This is a genomic window from Candidatus Pelagibacter sp. HIMB1623 (assembly GCF_052047695.1).
GTDB lineage: Bacteria > Pseudomonadota > Alphaproteobacteria > Pelagibacterales > Pelagibacteraceae > Pelagibacter.
In genome coordinates this window covers 216,671-241,377 of the sequence record NZ_JBNAJN010000013.1, presented here as the reverse complement: position 1 = coordinate 241,377, position 24,707 = coordinate 216,671, and the positions used below count along the sequence as shown (strand labels likewise).

General features: G+C 28.5%; 25 protein-coding genes and 2 tRNA genes. 12 read left to right on the top strand and 15 right to left on the bottom strand.

What is annotated here, in order from left to right:
* Position 1: 1 nt before the first annotated feature.
* Genes ACTTBN_RS05710 through hemC form a run of 4 tightly spaced genes read right to left on the bottom strand, consistent with a single transcriptional unit; the run spans position 2 to position 2,994 of the window.
* Complete coding sequence (locus ACTTBN_RS05710; protein ID WP_440681451.1) at positions 2-292, bottom strand: YggT family protein; 291 nt, start codon at positions 290-292, stop codon at positions 2-4.
* The gene (locus ACTTBN_RS05705; protein WP_440681450.1) at positions 289-1,374 is read right to left on the bottom strand and encodes a mechanosensitive ion channel family protein; all 1,086 of its coding nucleotides are present in this window, start codon (positions 1,372-1,374) and stop codon (positions 289-291) included. The genes ACTTBN_RS05710 and ACTTBN_RS05705 overlap by 4 nt, the downstream gene beginning before the upstream one ends.
* A 2-nt stretch (positions 1,375-1,376) precedes the next feature.
* The gene (locus tag ACTTBN_RS05700; RefSeq protein WP_440681448.1) at positions 1,377-2,075 is read right to left on the bottom strand and encodes a uroporphyrinogen-III synthase; all 699 of its coding nucleotides are present in this window, start codon (positions 2,073-2,075) and stop codon (positions 1,377-1,379) included.
* A gap of 1 nt (position 2,076) precedes the next feature.
* Complete coding sequence (gene hemC, locus ACTTBN_RS05695; RefSeq protein WP_440681446.1) at positions 2,077-2,994, bottom strand: hydroxymethylbilane synthase; 918 nt, start codon at positions 2,992-2,994, stop codon at positions 2,077-2,079.
* A 56-nt stretch (positions 2,995-3,050) separates the two neighbouring features.
* Between hemC and tsaD the strand changes: the two genes are divergently transcribed.
* Genes tsaD through acs form a run of 3 tightly spaced genes read left to right on the top strand, consistent with a single transcriptional unit; the run spans position 3,051 to position 6,616 of the window.
* A complete protein-coding gene (gene tsaD / locus ACTTBN_RS05690) occupies positions 3,051-4,124 on the top strand; it encodes a tRNA (adenosine(37)-N6)-threonylcarbamoyltransferase complex transferase subunit TsaD (protein ID WP_440681444.1) in 1,074 nt (357 codons plus the stop codon).
* The gene (locus ACTTBN_RS05685) at positions 4,124-4,537 is read left to right on the top strand and encodes an EVE domain-containing protein (RefSeq protein WP_440681442.1); all 414 of its coding nucleotides are present in this window, start codon (positions 4,124-4,126) and stop codon (positions 4,535-4,537) included. Before tsaD ends, ACTTBN_RS05685 begins: the two co-directional genes overlap by 1 nt.
* 15 nt (positions 4,538-4,552) lie before the next feature.
* On the top strand, positions 4,553-6,616 hold the full coding sequence (acs, locus tag ACTTBN_RS05680) for an acetate--CoA ligase (RefSeq protein ID WP_440681440.1): 2,064 nt from the start codon (positions 4,553-4,555) through the stop codon (positions 6,614-6,616).
* Here the strand turns inward: acs and ACTTBN_RS05675 are convergent.
* Positions 6,613-7,236 (bottom strand): esterase, encoded by a 624-nt coding sequence (locus ACTTBN_RS05675; protein WP_440681438.1) that lies wholly within the window; start codon positions 7,234-7,236, stop codon positions 6,613-6,615. The genes acs and ACTTBN_RS05675 overlap by 4 nt on opposite strands.
* A 120-nt stretch (positions 7,237-7,356) precedes the next feature.
* Here ACTTBN_RS05675 and ACTTBN_RS05670 point away from each other — a divergent pair, with 120 nt between their 5' ends.
* The 6 genes from ACTTBN_RS05670 to purH all read left to right on the top strand — a co-directional run bounded on the left by ACTTBN_RS05670 (position 7,357) and on the right by purH (position 13,709).
* Positions 7,357-7,617, top strand: a complete 261-nt coding sequence (locus ACTTBN_RS05670) for a DUF4212 domain-containing protein (protein ID WP_440633151.1) — start codon at positions 7,357-7,359, stop codon at positions 7,615-7,617.
* A complete protein-coding gene (locus ACTTBN_RS05665) occupies positions 7,617-9,431 on the top strand; it encodes a sodium:solute symporter family protein (RefSeq protein WP_440619142.1) in 1,815 nt (604 codons plus the stop codon). Before ACTTBN_RS05670 ends, ACTTBN_RS05665 begins: the two co-directional genes overlap by 1 nt.
* A 68-nt stretch (positions 9,432-9,499) precedes the next feature.
* Positions 9,500-9,856 (top strand): hypothetical protein, encoded by a 357-nt coding sequence (locus tag ACTTBN_RS05660; protein WP_440681436.1) that lies wholly within the window; start codon positions 9,500-9,502, stop codon positions 9,854-9,856.
* 28 nt (positions 9,857-9,884) lie between these two features.
* Positions 9,885-10,544, top strand: coding sequence for a ribulose-phosphate 3-epimerase (rpe, locus tag ACTTBN_RS05655; protein ID WP_440681434.1), 660 nt, complete (start codon positions 9,885-9,887; stop codon positions 10,542-10,544).
* A gap of 4 nt (positions 10,545-10,548) precedes the next feature.
* A complete protein-coding gene (locus tag ACTTBN_RS05650) occupies positions 10,549-12,174 on the top strand; it encodes a heparinase II/III family protein (protein ID WP_440681432.1) in 1,626 nt (541 codons plus the stop codon).
* The gene (gene purH / locus ACTTBN_RS05645) at positions 12,174-13,709 is read left to right on the top strand and encodes a bifunctional phosphoribosylaminoimidazolecarboxamide formyltransferase/IMP cyclohydrolase (RefSeq protein WP_440681430.1); all 1,536 of its coding nucleotides are present in this window, start codon (positions 12,174-12,176) and stop codon (positions 13,707-13,709) included. Before ACTTBN_RS05650 ends, purH begins: the two co-directional genes overlap by 1 nt.
* Here the strand turns inward: purH and ACTTBN_RS05640 are convergent.
* From ACTTBN_RS05640 to ACTTBN_RS05615, 6 genes are all read right to left on the bottom strand, one after another.
* Entirely contained in the window at positions 13,699-14,043 is a 345-nt protein-coding gene (locus ACTTBN_RS05640; RefSeq protein ID WP_440681427.1) for a 4a-hydroxytetrahydrobiopterin dehydratase, read from the bottom strand. The two genes, purH and ACTTBN_RS05640, sit on opposite strands and share 11 nt — an antisense overlap.
* Positions 14,040-14,783 (bottom strand): FkbM family methyltransferase, encoded by a 744-nt coding sequence (locus ACTTBN_RS05635; protein WP_440681425.1) that lies wholly within the window; start codon positions 14,781-14,783, stop codon positions 14,040-14,042. The genes ACTTBN_RS05640 and ACTTBN_RS05635 overlap by 4 nt, the downstream gene beginning before the upstream one ends.
* Positions 14,784-14,965: 182 nt before the next feature.
* A tRNA-Gly gene (locus ACTTBN_RS05630) sits at positions 14,966-15,040 on the bottom strand.
* A 385-nt stretch (positions 15,041-15,425) separates the two neighbouring features.
* Positions 15,426-15,854, bottom strand: coding sequence for a DUF4396 domain-containing protein (locus ACTTBN_RS05625; RefSeq protein WP_440681719.1), 429 nt, complete (start codon positions 15,852-15,854; stop codon positions 15,426-15,428).
* Between the two features lie 21 nt (positions 15,855-15,875).
* The gene (locus tag ACTTBN_RS05620; RefSeq protein ID WP_440680626.1) at positions 15,876-16,385 is read right to left on the bottom strand and encodes a cupredoxin domain-containing protein; all 510 of its coding nucleotides are present in this window, start codon (positions 16,383-16,385) and stop codon (positions 15,876-15,878) included.
* Between the two features lie 38 nt (positions 16,386-16,423).
* Complete coding sequence (locus ACTTBN_RS05615; RefSeq protein WP_440681423.1) at positions 16,424-16,852, bottom strand: c-type cytochrome; 429 nt, start codon at positions 16,850-16,852, stop codon at positions 16,424-16,426.
* A gap of 343 nt (positions 16,853-17,195) precedes the next feature.
* Here ACTTBN_RS05615 and ACTTBN_RS05610 point away from each other — a divergent pair, with 343 nt between their 5' ends.
* Positions 17,196-18,632 carry a hypothetical protein gene (locus ACTTBN_RS05610; RefSeq protein WP_440681421.1) on the top strand — a complete coding sequence of 479 codons (1,437 nt, stop codon included), beginning with the start codon at positions 17,196-17,198 and terminating at the stop codon, positions 18,630-18,632.
* A 169-nt stretch (positions 18,633-18,801) separates the two neighbouring features.
* Here ACTTBN_RS05610 and ACTTBN_RS05605 read toward each other — a convergent pair whose 3' ends face one another.
* The 3 genes from ACTTBN_RS05605 to ACTTBN_RS05595 all read right to left on the bottom strand — a co-directional run bounded on the left by ACTTBN_RS05605 (position 18,802) and on the right by ACTTBN_RS05595 (position 20,793).
* Complete coding sequence (locus tag ACTTBN_RS05605) at positions 18,802-19,752, bottom strand: tyrosine-type recombinase/integrase (protein WP_440681419.1); 951 nt, start codon at positions 19,750-19,752, stop codon at positions 18,802-18,804.
* Positions 19,753-19,808: 56 nt separating this feature from the next.
* Positions 19,809-19,881: transfer RNA gene (locus ACTTBN_RS05600), tRNA-Gly, on the bottom strand.
* 57 nt (positions 19,882-19,938) lie between these two features.
* Positions 19,939-20,793, bottom strand: coding sequence for a sulfotransferase domain-containing protein (locus tag ACTTBN_RS05595; protein WP_440681417.1), 855 nt, complete (start codon positions 20,791-20,793; stop codon positions 19,939-19,941).
* 42 nt (positions 20,794-20,835) lie between these two features.
* Here ACTTBN_RS05595 and ACTTBN_RS05590 point away from each other — a divergent pair, with 42 nt between their 5' ends.
* The gene (locus ACTTBN_RS05590; protein WP_440681415.1) at positions 20,836-21,474 is read left to right on the top strand and encodes an LON peptidase substrate-binding domain-containing protein; all 639 of its coding nucleotides are present in this window, start codon (positions 20,836-20,838) and stop codon (positions 21,472-21,474) included.
* On the opposite strand, the gene ACTTBN_RS05585 is transcribed toward ACTTBN_RS05590, so the two are convergent.
* The gene (locus ACTTBN_RS05585; protein WP_440681413.1) at positions 21,475-22,494 is read right to left on the bottom strand and encodes a ubiquinone biosynthesis protein UbiB; all 1,020 of its coding nucleotides are present in this window, start codon (positions 22,492-22,494) and stop codon (positions 21,475-21,477) included.
* 119 nt (positions 22,495-22,613) lie between these two features.
* Between ACTTBN_RS05585 and ACTTBN_RS05580 the strand changes: the two genes are divergently transcribed.
* A complete protein-coding gene (locus ACTTBN_RS05580; RefSeq protein WP_440681411.1) occupies positions 22,614-24,698 on the top strand; it encodes a DNA translocase FtsK 4TM domain-containing protein in 2,085 nt (694 codons plus the stop codon).
* Positions 24,699-24,707 lie beyond the last annotated feature (9 nt).

The window sequence follows — 24,707 nt, the reverse complement described above, 5'->3', positions numbered from 1 at the left end:
TCTAAAATATAATTGGTGCAATGTAGAGCTTCATACACATTTCAATAAACCAAATCAATAGAAGAAGAATAATTGGTGAAATATCTAGTGATCCTAAATTAGGCAAAAAACGTCTAATTTTATTAAGAATTGGCTCAGTTAATTTATAAGTTAGCTCTAAAATTGTATAAACAAATCTGTTTTGAGTATTTAAAACATTAAATGCTATCAACCAACTTATTAATACATTGGCTATAACGACGTAAGAATAAAGTTTTAAAATTTGTAAAACTAAATAAAAAATAGCTATCATTTTTTCTCGATATAAATCGACTGACTTGGGAAAGCAAAAGAGGCCTCATTTTTTTCAACAATCTGTTTAATTTCAATTGCCAATCTCTCTTTAACTTCTAGTGAATTGCTCCAACTATTTGAATTCGTAAAACATCTTACCAATAAATCTATTGAACTATCAGAAAACTTCTCAATCCTAACAGCTACCCCGATTGATTGATTAAAGTCTTCACTGTTGTTTATATAACTTTCAATTTCCTCTCTTATTTTTTTTAATTGATCAATTGTAGAATCATACTGCAATGTAATTATCCATCTTATTCTCCAATTAGATGTTTCGCTAACATTAACCACAGCATTTTCCGCAAATTGAAAATTAGGAATAATAGCTAGAGATTTATCAAACTTTCTTATAGTTGTTGATCTAAAACCAATTTTTTCAACTGTACCTTCAATAATCCCATCAACTGAAATCCAATCTCCAATTTTAAATCTTTTTTCAATTAATACTAAAATTCCAGAAATTAAATTTTTAAATAAATCTTGTGCTCCAAGTGCAACAGCAACTCCAAACAAACCTAGACCAGCAATAATAGGTCCAATCTTAATTCCCCATAATTCAAGTACGGCAGCTAATCCTAAAATAAATATTAAAATCTTAAGTGATTTAATTATCCACCCTATGAGTTCTCTGGTTAAAAGTTTATCTAGTCCACTTAAGATATATGAAATTGGTTCTATAATTTGATGAATAACCCAAAAAATTAATATCGTAATTAACGTTCTATTAATTGTATCAACTACTTCTCTTCCCTCTATTGAAAAAGTCATGTAGTAACTTGCAATAAAAAAACCTAGTACAATAGGTAAAAATCTAGCTGGACCAATTAATGACTGAACAAAAGTGTCATCTAATTTGTTGGTTGTTCTTTTGGAAATAATTTCTAATTTTTTTATGATTAATTTACTAATTAATCCTCTAAAGACTAAAAAAAGTAAGAATATCCCTATTCCAATTAAAATTTGAAAAATATCAACACCAAGTATTCCTTTACTCCAAACAGATAAAAATATTTCAGAAAAATTATTTATTAATTCCATACCTAAATTTTATATAACAAAAACTCTTCTTCTCCAGGGTTAAAAAGAAATATCTTTTTCCATTTAATTTCATTCAATATTGACGAGGTTTTTTCACCTATACACATCAAGTTTGTATTCATCCAAAGGTTTTCTGTTTGATAGATTTTTATAAAATTTAAGAAACTAGAGGCGCTGTTTTGGGAATAAACATAAACAATATCTGGCATATTCTGCTTTAATTCGTTAACAAAATTTTCATTAAATTTTTCAGTATGATTTACTTTATAATTAATAATACGTTTAACAGCATACCCTTCTTTTAATAATTGTTGGTCTAAATCAGTTGTTATTATTTCACCACTTACATAAAGAAGTGGAATTTCTTTTAATTCATAATTTTGAAAAATTAGTTCTTTAAGGTTTGAAACATTCCCTTCTGCAGCAATTGTATTTTGAAATCCTAAACTTCTAGCTTTTTTTTCTGTAGCACTACCGACACAAAAACAAATTAATTTTTTATTTAAATTTTCTAAATTTAAATTTCTTACTGCATTCGAACTTGTAAAAATAACACCACCATAATCATCAGTGCTAATTTCTTCATGTTGAACTTTTTCAACATTTATTAATGGAAGATGAGAAACTTTATGATCTAAAGATTGAAACTTAACTATCATTTCCGAACAATCTTCAATAGGTCTAGTTAACAAAATATGCATTTTACTTTTTATATGAATTATTTGATTTAATTTTTAAAGCATTACCAACTTCCGTTCCAATTTCTTTAAACATATCAATATTACCAGATTTTTTTTCATAAAATATTTGAGAACCGTCTAATGAAAATAATTCAGCTTCAACAGTAATTTTGTCCCCTTCTATAATTGAATGAGCGCCTATTGCGGTTTCGCAGTCTCCTTCCAATACTTTTAAAATGTTTCTCTCTATATGGGCTCTCATGTAAGTATCTTTGTGATTAATTTTTTCTAAAACTTTTATAATGTCATTGTCATCTTCTCTACACTGTAAAGCGATAATACCTTGGCCTGCACTTGGAATAATTTGATCAGTCGAAAAAATTTCAGAAATTTCACTATCTAAATTTAAATATTTTATACCTGCATAAGATAAAACTATTGCATCATAAATGCCTTCCTTGAGCTTTTTGACTCTAGTATCTACATTTCCTCTTATCAATTTACAGTTAACATCTGATCTTAATTTTTTAATTTGAAATTCTCTTCTGTAAGATGAGGTGCCTACAATTGCATTTTCTTTTAGTTCATTAATTTTTTTTTTTTCATTAGTAATTAAAATTTCCCTTGGGTCTGTTCTTTCTAAAAATGTTTCTGTTCTAAGTCCTTTAGTTTCAATTGCTGGCATATCTTTTAATGCATGAACAGCAATATCAATCTTTTTTTCTTTAAGTTCAATTTCAATACTGCTCGAAAATAATCCTTTTCCACCAACTTCTGATAATCTTCGATCTTGTACCTGGTCACCCTTAGTTGTTATTGTTTTAATTATAACTTGCTCATAAGATAAATTTAAGGTTTGGATAATTTTATCTTTAGCTTTTTGTGCATAAAGCAATGCCAATTTACTTCCTCTTGAGCCAATGATAATTTTTCTATCCATGAATAAATTTATTTCTTACTTGTATTGAGATTGTACAATTATTAAAAACTATTTGAATGAGTAAAAAACCCTTAATTCTTGGAATAGAAACCAGCTGTGATGAAACTGCTGCATCTATATTAACTGAAAATGACAAAGGAATTCCAACAGTTTTATCCAATATTGTATCTAGTCAGGTTGATGTTCATAAAGAATTTGGAGGTGTAGTTCCAGAGCTAGCAGCAAGATCTCACATGGAAAAAATAGATTGGATTGTAGGTAAGGCAATTAGTGACAGTGGAAAGAAAATTGAAGAAATTGATGCTGTTGCTTCAACAGCTGGGCCTGGTTTAATTGTTTGCTTGTCAGTTGGATTAAGTTTTGGAAAAGCTTTTGCAAGTGCAATCAATAAACCTTTTATAGCCGTGAACCACCTTGAAGGTCATGCTTTAAGTCCTAAGTTAAATTCTGAATTAAATTATCCTTATTTATTATTATTAATATCTGGAGGGCATTCACAATATTTAAACGTACAAGGTCTTGGAAAATATAAAAGATTAGGAACAACAATTGATGACGCACTAGGTGAAGCTTTTGATAAAACAGCAAAACTATTAGGAATTGAATTTCCTGGTGGACCTCAAATTGAAGTATTAGCAAAAAAAGGGGATCCAGAAAAATATGCTTTACCAAAACCAATTTTTAACAAAGGTGGCTGCAATTTATCTTTTGCAGGATTAAAAACTGCTATTTTAAGAATAACAAAGTCTATCAAAACAGAACAAGAAAAATTTGATTTAGCTGCTTCTTTTCAAAAAACTATTGAAGAAATTTTATTTAAAAAAACTCAAATTGCTTTTGAAGAATTTGAAAAACAAAATAAATTGAATGAAAAAATTTTTGTAGTTGCTGGTGGTGTTGCTGCTAATAAAAAGATTAGATCTATGTTAATTGATTTATGCAAAAATAATAATTATAAAAGTATTTTTCCTCCAACAGAACTTTGTGGAGATAATGCTGCAATGATTGCAATGGTTGGATTAGAAAAATATAAATTAAACAAATTTGATAATCTAGATTATCCAGCAAAACCAAGATGGCCTCTAGATGAAAAAGCTGCTTTTTTAAAAGGTGCTGGAGTAAAATTATAATGAAGTACTGGTTATTAAAATCTGAACCAGATGTTTGGTCAATTGATCAACAAATTAAAGTAGGTAAAAAAGGTGCGCCTTGGGATGGTGTTAGAAATTATCAAGCAGCAAACAATTTAAAAAGCATGAAGAAAGGTGATTTATGTTTTTTTTACCATTCCAATATTGGAAAAGAGATAGTTGGAATTGTTAAAATAACCAAAGAACACTATTTAGATAAAACTGATAAGACTGGACGGTTTGTTGCCGTAACAGTCCAATTTAAAAATAAGTTTTCAAAACCAGTGACGCTTGAAAATATCAAAAAAAATAAGGATTTAAGGCATTTAGCGCTTATTAAACAAAGTAGGCTTTCAGTAATGCCAATTGATGATAAAAGCTGGAAAATCATAAATAACATGAGTAAACTTTAAAAAAAAAATTATCCCATGCCAAAAAAAAAGAAAAAAATTAAATCTAAAAAAACTAAGGTCAAAAAGAAAAGCACAGTTAAGAAAAAAACTAAAGTTAAAAAGAGAAAATCAAAAAAGATTATAAAACAAAATAAAAATACAACTTCAGAATTAGTTATAAAAACTAAGCCTGAATGGATAAAAAATAGCTTAGCTGATAAAAGCAAATACTCAAAAAAATATTCAGAATCTATAAAAGATAACGATAAGTTTTGGCAAAAAGAAGGAAAAAGAATTACATGGATTAAACCCTACAAAAAAATTAAAGATGTAAAATACAGCACTAAAGAAGTAAAAATTAAATGGTTTGAAGATGGAACTTTAAATGCATCTGCTAACTGTATTGATAGACACTTAAAAGATAAAAAAGATAAAACTGCAATTATTTGGGTTGGAGATGATCCAAAAGATAGTCAAAAAATTACTTACAAACAACTTCACCAAAAAGTTTCTAAAGCTGCAAACGGATTAAAAAAACTAGGAATAAAAAAAGGAGATCGAGTTACAATTTATCTTACTATGATTCCAGAACTTGCTATTTTAATGCTAGCATGTGTAAGAATTGGTGCTGTTCATTCAATTATTTTTGGTGGTTTTTCTGCAGATTCTATTTCTGGAAGAGTTAATGATTGTGAGTCTGAATATATAATTACAGCTGATGAGGGTGTTAGAGGTGGAAAAACTATTCCACTTAAAGAAACCACAGATGAAGCTCTTCGTAGTTGTCCTTATGTTAAAAAATGCATTGTTGTCAAACGGACTGGAAACGATATTAGCTGGAATAAAAAAAGAGATGTTTGGTATCATGATTTAATTAAAGATGTTTCAAATAATTGTGAACCAGAAGAAATGAACGCAGAAGATCCGCTTTTCATTTTATATACTTCAGGATCAACTGGCAAACCCAAAGGGGTACTTCACACAACAGGTGGGTACATGGTTTATGCTTCAATGACTCATCAATATATTTTTAATTATAAATCAAAAGATATCTACTGGTGTACAGCAGACATAGGTTGGGTAACAGGTCATAGTTATATAATTTATGGACCATTAGCAAATGGCGCTACTACAATCATGTTCGAAGGAATTCCTAACTATCCTGATAGCTCTAGATGGTGGCAAATAGTAGATAAGTATAAAGTTAATACCTTTTACACAGCCCCAACAGCAATTAGAGCATTAATGCGTGAGGGTGATAAGCCTGTAAACAAAACTTCTAGAAAATCTTTAAAATTACTTGGAACCGTTGGAGAACCAATTAATCCTGAGGCTTGGATGTGGTATTATAAGACAGTTGGTAACTCTAAATGTCCAATTGTAGATACTTGGTGGCAGACAGAAACTGGAGGTATAATGATTGCACCTCAAACTGGAGCCATTCCTTTAAAACCTGGTTCTGCAACAAAACCATTTTATGGAATAAAACCTATGATTGTTGATAAATCAGGCAAAGAGATAAAAGGACCTGGAGAAGGTAGACTTTGTATAGCTCAGTCATGGCCTGGACAAATGAGAACTGTTTATGGTGATCATCAAAGATTCATTGATACGTATTTTTCACAATTTGATGGAAAATACTTTACCGGTGATGGATGTAGAAGAGACAAAGATGGATATTACTGGATCACGGGACGTGTTGATGATGTGATTATAGTTTCTGGTCATAATTTAGGTACTGCTGAAATAGAAAGTGCATTTGTAGCGCATCCAAAAGTAGCAGAGGCAGCAGTCGTAGGTTACCCTCATGATATTAAAGGTAATGGCTTGTATTGCTATGTAACTTTAAATGCTGGAGAGAAAGAAACAGGAGAGTTAGAAAGAGACTTAAAACTTTGGGTTAGAAAACAAATTGGACCTCTTGCTACACCAGATTTAATTCATTTTACTCCAGGTCTACCCAAGACAAGATCTGGAAAAATTATGAGAAGAATTTTAAGAAAAATTGCAGCAAATGAACACCGTCAACTAGGTGATACAACTACTTTAGCTGATCCAAGTGTTGTCGATAGTTTAGTTGAGAATAGAAAAAATATCTAAAACTGTACTCTATCTTTAAATTCTTTTTTAATAACATCCCATTTTAAAATAACAGAGTTTAAAACTATTTTTCGATCAAGAGTTTTTAATTCATCTGCTATTGGTGCCCATTCATATAAAGATAGGGCGCTTGGATTAAAAGGACGATCATTACAATATTTATCCCAATCAATTTTAATTAGTCTTTCTTCAAAATCTTTTCTTGCTTTATCTATAATATTTAAAGGCATGTTATTTGTAGTTTCATCATCTAAAATTTTTAAAAAAATTTCTTTAGCTTTTTCTATTTCACTAAAATTAGAATTAATTTTTAAGTAAGAAAAAGTAAAAAAAGTTAAATCTTGTAAAGCAACAGCATAAATATTCCATTTAGCTTCATTAACAGATTTCATAAATTCATCATTATCAAAATGAAGAACATATCTTGTGCCCATTCTAGTTTTTAAATAACTATAGAGTGTAACTTGAGATACCCATGCAGATTTTGTTTGAATAAATTCTTCTAACTCATCTAAGGTTTTAATTTTTGTTTTAGGAATAAAAGCTTTAAACAAAGAAAAAAAATAAACTTTGAAATCACTTAACGATAAATCTTTCCAACTTAGTTTTTTTTTATCCATAAAAAGTTAATTTTATTGAAAATATTTGAAAAAATTAACCTAATACGGCGAATTTTACACTTTTATTATCCTTCATAATGGTTATGGTTTTAACAGTTATAACTAAAAAGAGAGGTATACATGGCGAAAAACGCTCAACACTGGGAAAAGACCAGAGGCTTGTTGTTTGTGACACTAGCAATCTGGGCTGTATTCTCAATGGGTATATTCCTTTTCGGAGCTGAAATGAACTCGGTTACTGGACCTTTTGGGTATCCATTAACTTATTGGTTCACATGTCAAGGTTCTCTTGCAATATTTGTAATCCTTATTTTCTGGTTTGCAGGTAGACAAGAAAAAATTGATGAAGAGTTCGGCTTCAGTGAAAAAGGAGACGACTAATGATTAAGGGTAATTTTATAGATAACTTGCCTAAAGTTTATGGAATCTACACAGGTGGATTTATAGGTTTCATAATCTTAATGGCGATTGGTGAGCAGATGGGTATGTCTGCAAAAGCAATTGGTATTTGCTTTGTAGGTTTTACCATTTTCATCTACGCAGCAATTGGTTGGCTATCTCGAACAGCCCAAGCAAGTAACTATTACGTAGCTGGAAGAACGGTTCCAACTGTGTTCAACGGAATGGCAACAGCAGCCGACTGGATGTCTGGTGCTTCATTCGTTGCGATGGCAGGTGGTATTTACTTCAAAGGTTATGGATACATGGCTTTGCTTGTAGGTTGGACAGGTGGTTATGTGTTAGTTGCAACTTTATTAGCACCATACTTAAGAAAATTTGGCTGTTACACAGTTCCAGATTTCGTAGGTACTAGATACGGTGGTAATACTGCAAGATTGATGGCAGTTATCGTTTTAACTGTTGCATCATTTACATATGTGACTGCACAAATTAACGCTACAGGTACTATTGCAGCTGTTGCTTTAGATATCCCATTCCAATACGCAGTATATGTTGGACTAGTTAGTATTTTACTATGTTCAATGCTTGGTGGTATGAGAGGGGTTACTTGGACACAGGTTGCACAATACATTGTACTAATTATAGCTTACCTACTTCCAGTATTCTGGATCAGTAACAACATTGGTGCGGGTTTCTTCCCACACTTTATGTTAGCTGATGAAGTTGCTAGAATTGGTGAGTTAGAGCAACAGTATGGGTTTGTTAAAAACTCTGCTGCTGATTTAGCTACAGTACCTAAAGGGTTAGCTGGTATTACTAAGGCTCACTCTGAAGTTAACGCAACACCTTGGGCTTTCATCTCATTAGCATTAGCAATGATGATGGGAACAGCTTCATTACCACACGTGATGATGAGGTTCTTTACTACTCCAAGTGTTAAAGCAGCTAGAAAATCAGTAGGTTGGTCAGTATTCTTTATCTTCCTACTATATTCTTCTGCACCTATGTTAGCGACACTATCTAAACTTGCTTTGATTGATCCAAACTTACCGACAGGTATTATTGGTAAATCAATTGCAGAAGTTCAAGCAATCGATTGGTATCAAAACTGGAACCAAGCAAATCTGATGTTTGTAAGCGACTTTAACGGAAATGGAACTGTTGAATTAAACGAGTTCTTCATGGGTGGTAAAGCCGTTGTATTAGCAACACCAGAAATTGCTGGATTACCATATGTAATCTCAGGTCTAGTTGCTGCTGGAGGTTTGGCAGCTGCGATGTCAACTGCAGATGGTTTGATTCTTGCAATTGCAAATGCAATCTCGCATGACGTTTACTACAAAATGGTAGACCCTAAAGCTGAGACTGCTAAGAGACTAGTTGTTGCAAGGGTATTACTTGTAGTAATTGGTTTTGCAGGAGCAACTATTGCAGCAATGGAGATCCAAGGTATCTTAGGTTCAGTAATCTGGGCTTTTGACTTTGCGATGTCCGGATTGTTCTGGCCACTTGTACTTGGTGTATGGTGGAAGAGAGCTAATAAAGAAGGTGCTATAGCTGGTATGGTCTTAGGACTAGTTTCTGGTTTCGCGTATCTAGTTTGGGTACGAAGTGGTGGAAGCGGATTCTTAGGCATTACGCAGTTAACATTTGGTATCTTCGGATCTACTGTTAGCTTAGTAGCTATGGTTGTTGTAAGTTTAATGACTTCAGCACCTAGCGCTGCAACACAAAAAATGGTTGATGATTCTAGGGTACCTGCGGGTGCATCTGTAATCGGCGGCCAAAAATAAATAATCTTTTAAGGGGCGATTAATTTCGCCCCTTTTATTTCTTTTTAAGATCAAATATAAATTCCTTAATGTCTGCTAACTTTCATCCTTTAGTTTATATAATTGATTATATACTTGGAATTATAATGTGGACTTTAGTTGGAAGAGTAGCAATGAATATCTTTCAAAGAGAAGACTCTGAATTTTTCTTTATGAAAGTTTTTGTTAAACTTACAAATCCCTTAATGAGAATTTTTAAAGTTGTCACACCATCATTTATTATACAACCGTTGGTACCACTTTACGTAGCTTGGTTCTTTTTTATGATTAGATTTTATTTGATGCCTTGGATTTTAGGATATTCGGTTATGGGTATGTTGTCGTTCCCTCTTGAAAGTGAAATTTCTAGGCAGATTTATCAATTTTTTAATTCAATTAAATTTTAAAAATTGATACTAGTAAGTCTAGATATTAATGAAAAATATACAAATATCACCCTCAATTTTATCAGCTGATTTTAGTAAACTAGGCACTGAAATAAAAAGGCTAGAAGAAGGTGGGGCCGATATGATCCATGTAGACGTAATGGATGGACACTTTGTTCCAAACTTAACAATAGGTCCTCCAGTAATTAAAGCTCTTAGAAAACATTGCTCATTAAAATTTGATGTTCATTTAATGATTTCACCTGTGCATAAATACATTGAAGCTTACGCAGATGCAGGAGCAGATATTATTACTATCCACCCAGAAGCAACTGATAACCTAGAAAACTCAATTAATAAAATTAAAGCACTTAAAAAAAAAGTTGGAGTTTCGTTAAATCCTGAAACAAGCTTAGATTTAATTAAAAATTTATTAAGTCAAATTGATTTAGTTTTAATCATGAGTGTCAATCCTGGATTTGGTGGTCAGAAATTTATGCCTGAAGTTTTAGAAAAAATTAGAGAGCTAAAAAAAATTCAAGAAAAAGAAAATTTAAACTTTGATATTGAAATAGATGGTGGGATAAATTTTGACAATTGTAAAATAGCAATTGATGCTGGTGCTAACATTCTTGTATCTGGGACAACAGTTTTTAAAAGCAATGATGGGGATATTAAAAAAAATATTAATTTATTAAAAGCAAAATAAGTTAATGCAAAACCAGAAATCCTTAGTTCTTTCTAACGAGTTATTTTATAGACTTAGAAAAGTCTTCAAAAAAATTTATCAAAATTCAAATTTTTACGAAAAAAAAATATCAAAAACTTATGATAATAATTTTGTGTATAAGCCAAGTCCTCATCTACTCTCATCAATAATTAAATATCAAACAAAAAAATATAAAATAGAAGATTTTACTATTAAATCTATTTGGAAAAGCAAAGTAAGTATTAAAGATTTTAATAAACTTAATAATTTTTTTTGGTTTTTTAGTTTGGACTTAAAATCTTCGAAAAAAACTACCCAATCAGTAATTTCTAATTGGATAAATAATAACCAGAATTATAACAAAAATAGCTGGGAATTTAATATTACTGCGAAAAGAATAATTGCGTGGTTATCAAATCATCAATTAACTTATGAAGATGGTGATGAACAATATAGATTATTATTCAATCACATGGTTCAAAAACAAGCCAATCATTTACTAAATGAAATAAAAAATATAACAGAGGATGAAGAAAAAATAGTTGGTTGTGCTGCAATAATTTTAGTTGGTTTAACCTACAAAAATGAAAAATCTTATTTAGATAATGGATTAAGTTCACTTAAAGGGATTATAAAACACTCCTTAGATAAACAGGGGTTTCCTAAATCTAGAAATATTCAACACCTAGTTTTTTATTTAAAATACTTCATAATTATTAGAGAATGGTTTAAAGAGTCTCAAACTGCAATTCCTGAGTATATTGATGAAACAATATATTATTTAGGCTCTTGTTATGCATTTATATGGCAAAATATTAAACAAGATGTTTTTTTTAATGGAAATTTTTTGTCTAATAATGATGAATTTGATCAATATTTAAAACGATTTGGCTATACTTTTAAAAATCAAATTAATGAATTAGGTGGATACGTAATTCTAAAAAATAAAAAAATTATTTTAGCTTCAGATATTGGTTCAAGCCCAATTAAAACACACTCTAAAAATTACCAGGCAGGAGCACTTTCTTTTGAAGTTTTTTCGAATAATAAAAAATTAATTTCTAATTCTGGATATTTTCCAAATAATAAAAATAAACTTAACAAATTATCAAAAAGTACTGCCCTACAGAGCGCTCTTATAATTGAAGATTATTCATCATGTGATTTTATTAAATTCAATTCAGATTTTTTTGTAGAAAAAAATATTAAAGTTTCAAAAAAAAATGTTGTTTTTGAAAAAAATTATTGGAAAATTTCATCTAGCCATGATGGTTATTTAAATAAATTTGGCCTAAATCATGAAAGGGAAATAGAATTCTATCCTGAGCAATTAAAATTCATTGGATATGATAAGGTATTAAGAAAAAGCCCAGATAAAAAAATTAAGTTTGATATCAGATTTCACTTACACCCTAACTCAAAAGTTATGAAAACACAAAATAACAAATTCATACTAATAGAATTAGAAGAGGAAGGCTGGAAATTTAGTTGTGATAATTATGATATTAATATTGATAATGGTTTATATTTCGGTAATAAAAATTCATACCAAGAAAATCAAAACATATTTATTTCAGGTATGAATAATGAAAATAAACAAATAATTAAATGGGAAATAAGTAAAATATAATGAAAAAAATAAAAACAGCTCTTATTTCTGTCTCAGATAAAAATAATTTAAAACCGATATTAAATATTTTAAAAAAATACAATATTAAAATTATTAGTTCTGGTGGAACATATAAAGAAATTAAAAAGCTAAAATTTAATTGCTTAGAAGTATCTGATTTTACAAATTCTCCAGAAATTTTAGGGGGCAGAGTTAAAACTCTACATCCAAAAATACATGCAGGTATTTTAAATAAAAGAAATAATAAAACACACCTAAAAGATCTAAAAAATAATAATTTTGAAAATATTGATCTTGTTATTGTAAATTTTTATCCTTTTGAAAAAACTTTAGAAAAAACTAATAATCATCAAAAAATAATTGAAAATATTGATGTGGGTGGTCCTACAATGGTTAGATCCGCCGCAAAAAATTATAATGATGTAACAGTTATTACTTCTGCTGATCAATACCAGGAACTGATTGATGAATTGAACAAATACAAAGGATCAACTTCGTTAGAATTTAGAGAAGAGTTATCAAGAAAAGCATTTACAGAAACTGCTTATTACGACTCTGTGATTTCAAATTATTTAAATAAAAAATCAAATATACATTTACCTAATAAAAAGGTTTTTTATGGAAATTTAATTGAAAAACTAAGATATGGGGAAAATCCTCATCAATTTAGTGGTTTTTATTCAAAAAATTTAACTACTAATTTAAAACAAATTCATGGCAAACAACTTAGTTATAACAATTATAACGATATATTTGCTGCTTTAACTATATCAAAATCGTTACCAAAAAATAAAGGGACGGTTATTGTTAAACATGCTAACCCTTGTGGTGTTTCAATCAAAGCTGATCAAGTAGAAAGTTATAATTCTGCGCTTAACTGTGATCCTGTTAGTGCCTTTGGAGGGATTGTTTCCTGTAACTTTAAAATAAAAAAAAATTTAGCTTTAGAATTAAAAAAATTATTTCTAGAAGTAATAATTAGTAATGGTTTTGATAAAGATGCACTGAAAATATTAAAAAGTAAAAAAAATCTTCGTTTGATTGATGCAAAAAATTATTCTCTAAAAGAAATTACTAAATTTACTTCATCAAATGAATCTATGTTAGTACAATCAGAAGACTTTAAAATATTTAGAAATAAAGATTTCCAAATTGTCTCTAAAAAAAAACCAACTTCCAAACAACTTAAAAATCTTATTTTTGCATTCAATGTATGCAGATATGTAAAATCAAATGCAATTGTTCTTGTGTCAAAAGAATCAACTGTTGGCATTGGTTCAGGTCAACCAAGTAGACTAGATAGTTGTGAAATAGCAATTAATAAAATGAAAAAATTTAATTTATTTAATAATGATTTAGTTGCAGCCTCAGATGCTTTTTTCCCATTTGTAGATGGTATAGAAAAGTTAGTGCAATCTGGTGTTAGGGCAGTTATTCAGCCTTCTGGATCTATTAGAGATAAAGAAATTATTAAGTTTGCAAACGAAACTGAAACTATTCTAGTTTTTTCAAAAACCAGACATTTTAGACATTAGAAATTCTATCTATTTTAGCTGCTAAAATGAAATCATTTTCTGAAAGGCCTTTTATGGCATGAGTTGTAATTTTTATCTCTGCATAACCCCAACCAAAAGATATATCTGGATGATGACCTTCTTCCTCAGAAATTTTACCAACCTCATTAACAAAGTTTTGACTTTTTAAAAAATTTTCAAATTTAAATTTTTTAAATAAAAAAAATGTTTTATTATTATCTTCAGTAATATCCCAACCATCTACTTTTTTTTGATATCTATGGATTTCTGAGATATCAAAAGGAATTACTCCACCTTCACAAGGTAAACATTTTTTTTTTAATAAATCGCTCATAATAAGTTTTCTAGATTTTTAATAATTTTTTCTATATTTGAACCTTTCTTAATAAGAAATTTATTTCCAACACCATACATATTAGTGGGCAAATTTTTAATTTCTTCTAGAACTTGTTCCAAACTAGTTTGATTATAGTTAGTATCATAAATTAAATAATCAGATTCAAGTAAAAAATTACTAAGATAAGAATAATTAAATTTTTCATTTTTTTGAATAAATACTGAAAATTCTAAAATAATTAATGGAGAATAATTTCTTAACAAATTTTTTGCACCATCTAAAACTTGCATTTCAAATCCCTCAACGTCTAATTTTATTACCAAATGATAATTTTCTATATCTAAATTTTTACCCAAAGTATCAAGGGTTATTGAGCTTATGTTAATTTTTTTTTTGTTTGTAAAATTACTTTCTACTAAAGAACTTTCCCAATCATTTAAACTTTCAAAAAATGATATTTTTTCATTATCTTTATCTGTAATAGCTAAATTATATGGTGTGATATTTTCAAAATTATTTAATTTAATATTTTTTTGTAATTCTTTAAATGTATTGGGAGATGCTTCTAATGCAATTGCTTTGTTACTTTCATTTAATGAAGCTAAATAAAGCGAGTAGAAACCAAAATTACTACCGCAATCAAAAATTAATGTTGATTTTTTTTCAGAAATATTTTTTATTAAGTTTAATTCTTTTAGATCCTCAAAATCACACTTACGTATAATCGAATAAGACATTTTATTTTTTTTATAACTACAAAATAAAAGAAAATTATATATTTTTACTTTTATGTCCTTATTTAAAAACTTTCGAAGAATCCTAAAAAAAAAATAATAAAAAAAATTAGCTTTAAAATTCCTTATATCTTTATTTTCAATGTATTTCTGAAAAACACTAGTGAGAAAATTATTCATCATTTTGGAGCGGGCAAAGGGGGTCGAACCCTCGACCTTCTCGTTGGCAACGAGACGCTCTACCACTGAGCTATGCCCGCGTTTTAAATTTACTCGATATTATTAAGTTATTTAACTTTTACAAGATTAGAAAACCATACTTTTTAGACAAAATCCATCAAAATATTTATTTCTTGTGCCAAGAGTGTGTCATTCAAATTTTTAATTTTGTGACTTAGGGGGAAAATATTTATTGCGACTATACAATTACCTTGGAAGATTTTTGTGTTAAATTATTTAGATGTTTAAAAGTCCTTTTATAGATAAAGAAAAAATTCATGAAAATAAATTTGCGTTTGCCATATATTATGGCTTTCTTGTTTCCAAAGGTCATAGTTTAGTTGTGCCAAGGGAATTTTGATTAACACAACCTTTTAATGAGAAATTAAAATAAGTATTTTTAAGACTATAAAATGAAAAATATATTTAGTGACAGGCTATACCAAATTTTTTTAATCTCCAATAATTATAAGGCCATGGAGTTAAAAAACCTACTGTTAGCATTATAGGAACAGCCCACCATGTTAACATGGCTCCACCTGTTAAAAGATAGTCTGTTAAATTCATTGCAATTTCCATACTGACCATTGAGATAAAACTCATCCCTAAGGCAGTTTTTAAAGCATCTTTAAATTTGAAATTTTGTCTTATCAATATAATAGTTTCCAAAATAATACTTGTGATTAAGCCATTAATAATTGCTAAAGTCATAATGGCTAAAACAGGCCATGGAATACCTGTTATTTGAAAAAATAAAATTGTTCCAAAATCTCCTATTGCACAACCTAATAAACACCACGCAGTATTTATTGCACTTCGTTTCCAAGTGTGATTGCAAGACCAGTTAAATGATATAGTTTTTTCCAACTTTAAATTTTAATTTATAGCTACCTTAGCTATCATACCGACTTCATAGTGACCTGGTACATTGCATGCAATTTCTACATTAGAAGCATTTTCAAATTTCCATATCAAATCTTTACTACCTTTGGGCTCCAATAAAACACTATTAGCATGACTATGTGCCATTGATTTGTCCATCTTTGACATTTTTTTCATTTTATCTTTATCAATGCTATCAGCTAATAAAATTTCCATTTCAACCATTTTTTGCATTTCAGATTGATGCTGAATATGCATCTTTGAGTTTGCAATATTAAATTCATGAACTAGTTCACCAACATTTTCTACTTCAAACTTTATAGTTTCACCTGATTGAACTTGAAAAGAGCTAGGTTCAAAATAATTATCATACATCAATACTTTGATAACTCTAGTGACGTCCTCTTGTTTGCCTTTTTTACCAATCATCATGCTCTTATCAGCAAATGCAGTTGAGATTGATAGAATTATAGAAATTGTAATAATAAATAAATGTTTAATCATTCGTTAGACTTAGGAATTTTATATTAAAATTCAATATGTTAATTAAGTTTTAATTGATATTCATAGTACTCTTTTGACCAAAAAGATTTGATATAAGCCAAAACACTATCAATTTCTTTATCAGACAATTTGTCTCCAAAGCCCATCATTTTTCCTTCATAATTTTTAACTAATTTTCCAAGACCATATTTTATAATAGCATGTAGTGTTTTGTCATCATGGTGCCAAGTGTGACCTGTGCCATTTAAAGGTGGGGCTTTTCTGTGACCATCCTCATCTACACCTTTCCAATTCTTTGCTCCAGATAAGTTAATCATATGACATGAAGCACAATTCTGTTCATATAAAATTTTACCTCTTTCAATCATAATTTTAGACTCTGTTGTTATAGGGTAATGATTGCTAGCAAAACTAGAGTCTAAATTTATTAAAAATATTGTAATTATTAAAAAAATATTTTTTTTCATAAAACATCTTAACACAAAAATCTCTCAAGGTAATTGTATAGTCACCCAAAATAATTTCCCCCTAACCACTTCAAATAGAAAATATCTGTCACACTAGGGTCACAAATAGATTGATGATAGTTTTGATATGTTCTACTTTAGGTTTGAACCGACAGAACTGACAGGTTTGTTTTATTGAGAAACTAAAGGTTTTGGTAGCGGGAAGTGGAATCGAACCACTGACCTCGGGCTTATGAGCCTGTTTTAAACCTACAGAAACCCTTTGGTTTACTTTGTGAAATCATTCAAAACATCACTTGTCACAACTCTGACATAACGAAGGAGATATTAATCTGTTAAATCTATGTTTGATAAGAATCTAAATTCATTCCTTCAATCGAAAGATGATGTTTTAAATGAAATTATTTTTTCAATTTATAGAAACTTTGAAGGTACAAGAAAAAGCAAAAAAGGAATAACACCATCAGCAATTAAAGCTGAAAAAAAGGTTTTAGGACAACTTATAAACTCACTTTATCAAAGTTATTACTCTTTACCAAAATCTTGGGTTTATTTTTCTTTAAGAGCAAAATCATTCACTGGTAAGAGTAGCTATAGAGTTTTCAAAAGAATATTTGATTATTTAAATTTAAATGATTATATAAAAGTCAAGTTAGGTACTGAAATTAAAAGAAAATCAACACGTATTTTTCCTTCTAAAAAACTCATAATAAAATTTAAAAGTATAGGTTTAGTGTGGAGGAAGTATGAAAATGATAAACAGAATGGAATAATTTTAAGAGATAAAATTAAAATAGATAATAAATATAAAAAGATAACAGTTAAGACACCAAACAATTCGTTAGTAAAAAAGTATCAAGACAATTTAAATAAGATTAATCAAAGCTTACTTAAGCATTGTGTGTGCATTGATATTAAAGACAATGATTTATTAGTTTTGGAAGAAGAATTAAAGAAGGGTTACTATAAAGAAAAATCTAAATATTTTTGGAAAGAACAAGTTCATCATTCTCTTAATTTTTCTCATGTAACTCTAAAAAGAATATTCTCTAAAAATAACTTGAGACTTCATGGAAGATTCTATGGTGGATGGTGGCAAAGTTTACCTGGTAAGTATAGACCACACATAACTATTGATGGTTATAAAACCTCTGAATGTGATTATTCAACAATGTCTCTAAGGTTGTTGTATGCTAAGGAAAATATAATTATTGATGACGATGTTGACCTTTATAATTTAGGACATCAGCATTCTAAACAACAAAGAGATTTAGTTAAAACCTATGTCAACGCTATTATTAATGATGAAAATAATAGGTTCAGGTTATCCAAAGATGACTTAAAGGTTTTAAACATGTCACATCAACAACTTACAGATGCTGTAAATAAAACCCACAGCAAAATATCAAAGTATTTTGGAACTGGTATAGGTATAGAACTTATGTATTTAGACTCTGTTATAGCAGAAGATGTTATGCTTAGTTTATTAAGAGAAGGTGTTGTTGTACTGCCTATTCATGACAGCTTCATAGTTCGCTATGGTTATGAGCTAAGTCTAAAAGCACAAATGAAAAGTTCATTTAAGAAGATTGTAAAAGCAAATATTAATGTAAAAGCTACAGGCCCCTTACTTCCTGAACATTTTAACAAAAATATTGATGTCTTAAGTGAAAGTAAAAAGCATAATATAATAGCTGGTAAAGATACTTGGGAATTTCTAATTGATACAAGTAATTCCATTCATCAGAAATACCTTTCATCTTGGAGCAAATATCAGTAGTTCTTTTCTTTTAATTATCCTCCATTACCGGAAACGAGTAACAAGAGTAAAAAAACAGATAATGAGACAGATAAATATAAATAATTTTTTCTTATAAAATGGGTACCTTTTCCCTAAAGTGGAACTAATTTATCTAAAGCGTCCTAATGTTGAATCTTTTTAACTTAAGCTACCCTATCTTCTCTACTAAATCCTGAGCCTTTAGATTAGTATATGTTCTCAATAAAATCCTAGGGTCTGAATGACCTGAGATAAGCATAACCTCAGGTACACTCAAAGACTTGTTCAAAAATAAATTAGTAAGAGCTGTGTGTCTTAAATCATGAAAACATACACCTTTAATTTGATGTTTCTTCATTAATTTTCTCCATTTATTTCCAAGTGTGTACTTATTAATTTTAAACGGAAGTTCAGAGTTTAATAAGATGCTTTTTGCTTTTTTTGTTAATGGAATTATTCTACCTCTAACCTTAGCTACTGGTATCTTTAATAAATCCCCATCTATATGTTCTTTTTTAATTGATAAAATTTCTGATTTCCTCATGCCTGTTTCTAGAGCTATTAAAATAATATTTCTAAAATTTATATCCAAAGTATTGTCAGATAATACCTTTTCTATTTCATATTTATTTAGCACTCGATTTCTAGGTTCTCCACGTTTAGGCCGTTTTATGAAGCTTATTGGATTTAACACTGGGTAACCCCACTCTTTTTTGCAAGTGGTAAAGATAGAGGAAATTACATCTAATCTTCGATTAACTGTGTTTCCTGAAACTTTTTTCAAAGATAAATCTCTATATTCAGCTATTATCTTAGGACTAACTCTATTAATTGAAAAATTTATCCAAGGTTCTTTTGATAGTTTTAAGATTGTATATTTTTCATCTCTATAAGTCTTTTTTTTTATAGAAACTTCATTCAAATATTTGTTCAGTATAAATTTAAAGCTAGGGTATTGATGATTAAAAATACCAGCATCCTCACGCTGGATATTTATCTCGGTTTTAGATGCCCATCTTTTTGCATCCTTAAGCTGTTTAAAACTTTTATAAATATTTGGATAATTTTTAAGTCTTATAATTGCTTGCCAATTATTCTTTCTTCTTCTTAATGTAGCCATTTTTTATCTCCTTCTGTGTCATCAGTGTGTCAAAACAACTTGGAAATATCAGAAAGTGAATAAAACAAAGGGGGTCGAACCCTCGACCTTCTCGTTGGCAACGAGACGCTCTACCACTGAGCTATGCCCGCTTGTTAAAAAAACATTATAGATAGCGGTTTTTATAAATGCAAGCAATAAGAAAATCTAAATATAAGAAAGTTCTTTTAAGTTTTTTTCAAAACTATATGTGAGCTTTTTTTTTAATTTTTCTGATAAAATCTTATTCCAATCATTATGAGGTCCAAGATAAAAAAAGGGAATCTTGGATTGGGTTTTTTTTGATATAACTGCCTCAGAAAATCCATTTTTTTTTTCGAAATTTTTTAGTTTATCAAATGCTGTAGATTGTACTGAATTTTTTAGCTTTTCTTTATTAATTTTTTCTTTGTTATTAATAGTTGTATTAATAAATTGTATTATTTCTCTAAAAACAAAAAAAGTTTCATTTAAGAGATCCTCATATTTAACAATTTTAATTGGTATTTTTTTTTGAAATTTCCAAGATTTATAATTAGTGCTCCAGGAACTTATAAATTGAAAATCACTATACCCATTTTTTTCAAAATTATGAACATCATATATATAATTTCTCTCATTTAACATCCAATTATAAGCTTGTTCATAATTTAATTCATAATGATTTTTAAGAGAAGTAATTACATTTCTTGGATCTCTTATAATATAAATACATCCAATTGAGTTTTTTTCATCAGTGAATGGATTTTTATTTATTTCACTAAATGCATTGTGTGTTTTGAAAAATTTAATTTTTTTATCTTTATTTATTTTTTCTTGGGCTTTAATCCAAAGATAAGTTGTAGCCACTTGATTTTTTTTATCATATAAAAATTCTCGAAAATGATGTTTTTCTGGGAATTGATCAATATATCTAATAGTATTTTTCTTAAATACTCCATCATGAGTAAAATAATAAGAACACAAAAGAGCTCTAAGCCATGTATTTCCACTCTTAGGATAAGAGGCAATCCAAAAAATCATTGAGTAAACAATATAGTTAAATAATATAAATTTATATAAAATATGAGTGATTTGCCAAAAAATATACCTGTATTCCCACTGAGTAATTTTATTATTTTTCCACAAACTACTGTTCCATTAAATATTTTTGAACCACGTTACTTAGATATGATTAACGATAGTATGAAATCAAATAAAATTATTGGAATGATACAACCAAAATCATCAAGATTTCAAAATGAGAAACCAGAATTATACAATGTTGGTTGTGCAGGTAAAATTACAAGTTTTAGAGAAACAGATGACGGCCGGTATTTAATTGAATTAAAAGGTATTGCAAGATTCAAATCAATAAAAGAATTGGAAACCCAAAATAAATATAGAATTTTAGAGGTAAATTATGAAAAATATTTAGAGGACCTAGAAAATAAAAAAGAAAATCTTAAATTTTCAGATTTAGAATTAATCTTCAGAGATTTAAAATCTCTATTTGAGAAAAAAGGATTTATTATTAACTGGAAAGCTCTAGAAAAACAGAGCCTTAATGAAATAATTAACGCGTTATCTATGGCATCTCCATTTACATTAGAAGAAAAACAAATTTTACTAGAGGCACAAAATATAGATATCAGAAAAAATAAAATTTCTGAGATATTAAAAACTTATTCTCATGATATTTATGAAAATAATACTCTTCAGTAACTAATAAATTAAACCCTTATCTGCAATTTTTTTAAATATTTTATTTATTGAGTCTTTTTTACTCAGGTACTTTAATGAATTTATAAATAAATGATTTTTTAGTTTTCCATCAAAATTAAAAAGCTCATAAATTATATCAATCCCACTTGAAAAAATAAAATTTCTATGTCTTACATTTTTTTGAAACTCTTGATTAACAGAAGAATTTAATGGTAATCCTAATTCTTTTCGAGTTTTTATTATTTCTATTAAATTTTTTATATCTCTCACAGTCATATTAAAACCCTGACCTGCTAAAGGATGGATTTTGTGAGTCAATTCACCAAAAGCTAGAATATTTTTATAATAATAGGATCTTAAATTAATCGAGTATAATTCAAAACTGAAGATTTGTTGTATTTCTTTAACGTTATATATAAAGTTATAATGTTTTATTAACTCTATAAAATTATCTTTATTAAAATTTTTAGAATTTTTAATTGAATAAACAATTGAAGTTTCTCTTTCTGAAATTGGAAGAAAAGCAAGTGGGCCAATTTTTGTAAAAATTTGACGTGCTATTCTATTGTTAATTTTTTCATGTTTTAATATTCCTGTAAATGCATAACTTTCATATTTTTTTATTATTTTTTTATTAAAAAATTTTTTTGTAATTAAATTAGAAAAATCCAAATTTATTATAAGATCATAATTATTATAGTTATATAAAAATTTTTTTTTATAGTTTTGTTTAAAAAATTTATTTTTAATTAAACTTTTTTCTAATATTTTTTTTAATTTATAATTTTTAACAATTGAAAAAAGTTGTTCATTATTATTTTCAAATTTTAATAACTTTTCTTTATTTTTTTTTTCAGAAAAAATTTCAATTTTTTTTATTTTCCAAAGAATTCTTTCAATATTAACTATGTTATTATTAAAATACTCAACATTACTTTTTGTAATCCCAATAGTTCTAGACTGATCTATAATTTCCTTTTTTTTATCACTAAAAATTTCAACATATATATTCTGATTCACTAAAGCTTTTGCTAAAGTTAAACATGTTAGACCAGCCCCCAGTATACAAACTCTCATATTATTTTTAATTTTAACAACAAAAATTAGATGATACAAAGTGATATAATTGATTTGTATAAATGGATATTAAAAAAACAGCTAATTCATTAATTAATTTTACTTTCAGGCGATTGGCAGAAATTTTTGGTATCATAATTTTCGTCATAGGTATTATTTTATTAGTATCTCTTTTTTCTTATTCTCCTGAAGATCCAAACTTTATATTTCCTAGGAATGTAGAAATAAAAAACTTATTAGGTTTCCAAGGAAGTTTTATTTCGGATTTCTTTTTACAATCTTTTGGCTTGATATCTTATTTAATATCTTTCACCTTTATAGTTACTGGAATAAATATATTTCGTCTCAAAGAAATTTTTTTAATAATCGAAAATACTTTTACAGCAATATTATACTCAATATTTGGAACTCTTTTTTTAAGTCATTTTTATTCTAGTGCTTTTACTCTCCACATAAATGGTAATGGAGGATTTATAGGAACCTATTTAAATCAAACATTTCTAAGCTCAATTATTCTTTACCATCAAACAATTTTTTATTATTTATTAATTACATTTATTACAATTTTATTTTTATTGAGTATAAATTTCCATCCTTTAAAATTTTACAGCTTTATAAAAAAAATTATTAAAATCTTCTTTAAATCAAAAAATAAGTCTTATACTGATAAAAGTGAGCTTATAAGCGAGTATATACCACAAGAAGAAATAAAAAACCTTATTCAAGAAGATTTACCATTTATTAAAGCTGAAACTCAAATTAATAAAAAAAATAAATTTCAATTGCCTAAAATTGATCTACTAAAGGCCCCTTCAAAAAAAGAAAGGTTGGGTTTAGATAAAAATGAGACAAATGACCCAAAATTTTTAGAAAAAATACTATTAGACTTTGGAGTTAAAGGAGAAATTCAAAAAGTTAGTCATGGGCCAGTTGTAACTCTTAATGAATTTGAACCAGCAGCTGGGGTAAAAGTATCTAAAATAATTAACTTGTCTGACGATATAGCTCGAAATACTAGCTCTGAATCTGCAAGGATTTCTACTATTCCTGGTAGTAACACAGTTGGAATAGAGCTACCAAATGATTTGAGAGAAAACGTATATTTAAGTGAAATTTTAAACAATTCTGATTTTAAGAAAAAAGAGATAAAATTGCCAATCGCTCTTGGTAAAAATATTTCTGGAAAACCTATCGTAGGAGATCTCGCTTCGATGCCCCACCTTCTAATTGCTGGTACAACAGGGTCTGGTAAATCTGTTTGTATCAACACAATAATTTTATCTCTTCTTTATCGACATACTCCAGAGAAATGTAAGTTCATTTTAATTGATCCAAAAATGCTTGAACTATCTACATATGAGGGAATACCGCATTTGCTCTGTCCTGTAATAACAGAAGCAAAAAAAGCTGCTTCTGTACTTGGTTGGGTAGTAAAAGAAATGGAGAGTAGATACAGGCTTATGACAAAGGAAGGTGTTAGAAATATTGATGGCTATAATGCTAAGCACAGTCTTCCAATGCCTTACATAGTTGTAGTAGTTGATGAAATGTCTGATTTGATGCTTGTTGCTGGGAAAGAGATTGAAAATTATATTCAAAAACTATCTCAGATGGCTAGAGCAGCTGGTATTCATATTATAATGGCAACACAAAGACCAAGTGTAGATGTAATTACAGGAACAATTAAAGCAAATTTTCCAACTAGAATTTCATTTCAAGTAACCTCAAAAATAGATAGCAGAACAATTTTAGGCGAACAAGGGGCAGAACAACTATTAGGAAAAGGAGACATGCTTTATATGTCGTCTGCTAACCGAATAGTTAGAATTCATGCTCCATTTGTTTCTGATAATGAAATAGAAAAAATTAACAATTTTTTAAGATCACAAGCAGAACCAGACTATATTGACGAAATCTTGAATTTCGCAGACGAAAAAGAGTTAGGATCAAATACAGATCAAGGAGATAAAGATGAATTATATCAACAAGCCGTTGAAATAATTAGATCTGAAGGAAAAGCCTCTACCTCATTTTTACAAAGAAAACTTCAAATTGGGTACAACAGGGCTGCACGAATAATTGATATGATGGAAGCTGATGGAATTGTTAGCAAAGCAAATCATGTGGGTAAAAGAGACGTTCTTTGATGCTAAGGA

Excerpts from the sequence above, each read along its gene's own strand:
- ACTTBN_RS05710 (WP_440681451.1), bottom strand. The coding sequence starts at position 292 with ATGATAGCTATTTTTTATTTAGTTTTACAAATTTTAAAACTTTATTCT.
- ACTTBN_RS05705 (WP_440681450.1), bottom strand. The coding sequence starts at position 1,374 with ATGGAATTAATAAATAATTTTTCTGAAATATTTTTATCTGTTTGGAGT.
- ACTTBN_RS05700 (WP_440681448.1), bottom strand. The coding sequence starts at position 2,075 with ATGCATATTTTGTTAACTAGACCTATTGAAGATTGTTCGGAAATGATA.
- hemC (WP_440681446.1), bottom strand. The coding sequence starts at position 2,994 with ATGGATAGAAAAATTATCATTGGCTCAAGAGGAAGTAAATTGGCATTG.
- tsaD (WP_440681444.1), top strand. The coding sequence starts at position 3,051 with ATGAGTAAAAAACCCTTAATTCTTGGAATAGAAACCAGCTGTGATGAA.
- ACTTBN_RS05685 (WP_440681442.1), top strand. The coding sequence starts at position 4,124 with ATGAAGTACTGGTTATTAAAATCTGAACCAGATGTTTGGTCAATTGAT.
- acs (WP_440681440.1), top strand. The coding sequence starts at position 4,553 with ATGCCAAAAAAAAAGAAAAAAATTAAATCTAAAAAAACTAAGGTCAAA.
- ACTTBN_RS05675 (WP_440681438.1), bottom strand. The coding sequence starts at position 7,236 with ATGGATAAAAAAAAACTAAGTTGGAAAGATTTATCGTTAAGTGATTTC.
- ACTTBN_RS05670 (WP_440633151.1), top strand. The coding sequence starts at position 7,357 with ATGGCGAAAAACGCTCAACACTGGGAAAAGACCAGAGGCTTGTTGTTT.
- ACTTBN_RS05665 (WP_440619142.1), top strand. The coding sequence starts at position 7,617 with ATGATTAAGGGTAATTTTATAGATAACTTGCCTAAAGTTTATGGAATC.
- ACTTBN_RS05660 (WP_440681436.1), top strand. The coding sequence starts at position 9,500 with ATGTCTGCTAACTTTCATCCTTTAGTTTATATAATTGATTATATACTT.
- rpe (WP_440681434.1), top strand. The coding sequence starts at position 9,885 with ATGAAAAATATACAAATATCACCCTCAATTTTATCAGCTGATTTTAGT.
- ACTTBN_RS05650 (WP_440681432.1), top strand. The coding sequence starts at position 10,549 with ATGCAAAACCAGAAATCCTTAGTTCTTTCTAACGAGTTATTTTATAGA.
- purH (WP_440681430.1), top strand. The coding sequence starts at position 12,174 with ATGAAAAAAATAAAAACAGCTCTTATTTCTGTCTCAGATAAAAATAAT.
- ACTTBN_RS05640 (WP_440681427.1), bottom strand. The coding sequence starts at position 14,043 with ATGAGCGATTTATTAAAAAAAAAATGTTTACCTTGTGAAGGTGGAGTA.
- ACTTBN_RS05635 (WP_440681425.1), bottom strand. The coding sequence starts at position 14,783 with ATGTCTTATTCGATTATACGTAAGTGTGATTTTGAGGATCTAAAAGAA.
- ACTTBN_RS05620 (WP_440680626.1), bottom strand. The coding sequence starts at position 16,385 with ATGATTAAACATTTATTTATTATTACAATTTCTATAATTCTATCAATC.
- ACTTBN_RS05615 (WP_440681423.1), bottom strand. The coding sequence starts at position 16,852 with ATGAAAAAAAATATTTTTTTAATAATTACAATATTTTTAATAAATTTA.
- ACTTBN_RS05610 (WP_440681421.1), top strand. The coding sequence starts at position 17,196 with ATGTTTGATAAGAATCTAAATTCATTCCTTCAATCGAAAGATGATGTT.
- ACTTBN_RS05605 (WP_440681419.1), bottom strand. The coding sequence starts at position 19,752 with ATGGCTACATTAAGAAGAAGAAAGAATAATTGGCAAGCAATTATAAGA.
- ACTTBN_RS05595 (WP_440681417.1), bottom strand. The coding sequence starts at position 20,793 with ATGATTTTTTGGATTGCCTCTTATCCTAAGAGTGGAAATACATGGCTT.
- ACTTBN_RS05590 (WP_440681415.1), top strand. The coding sequence starts at position 20,836 with ATGAGTGATTTGCCAAAAAATATACCTGTATTCCCACTGAGTAATTTT.
- ACTTBN_RS05580 (WP_440681411.1), top strand. The coding sequence starts at position 22,614 with ATGGATATTAAAAAAACAGCTAATTCATTAATTAATTTTACTTTCAGG.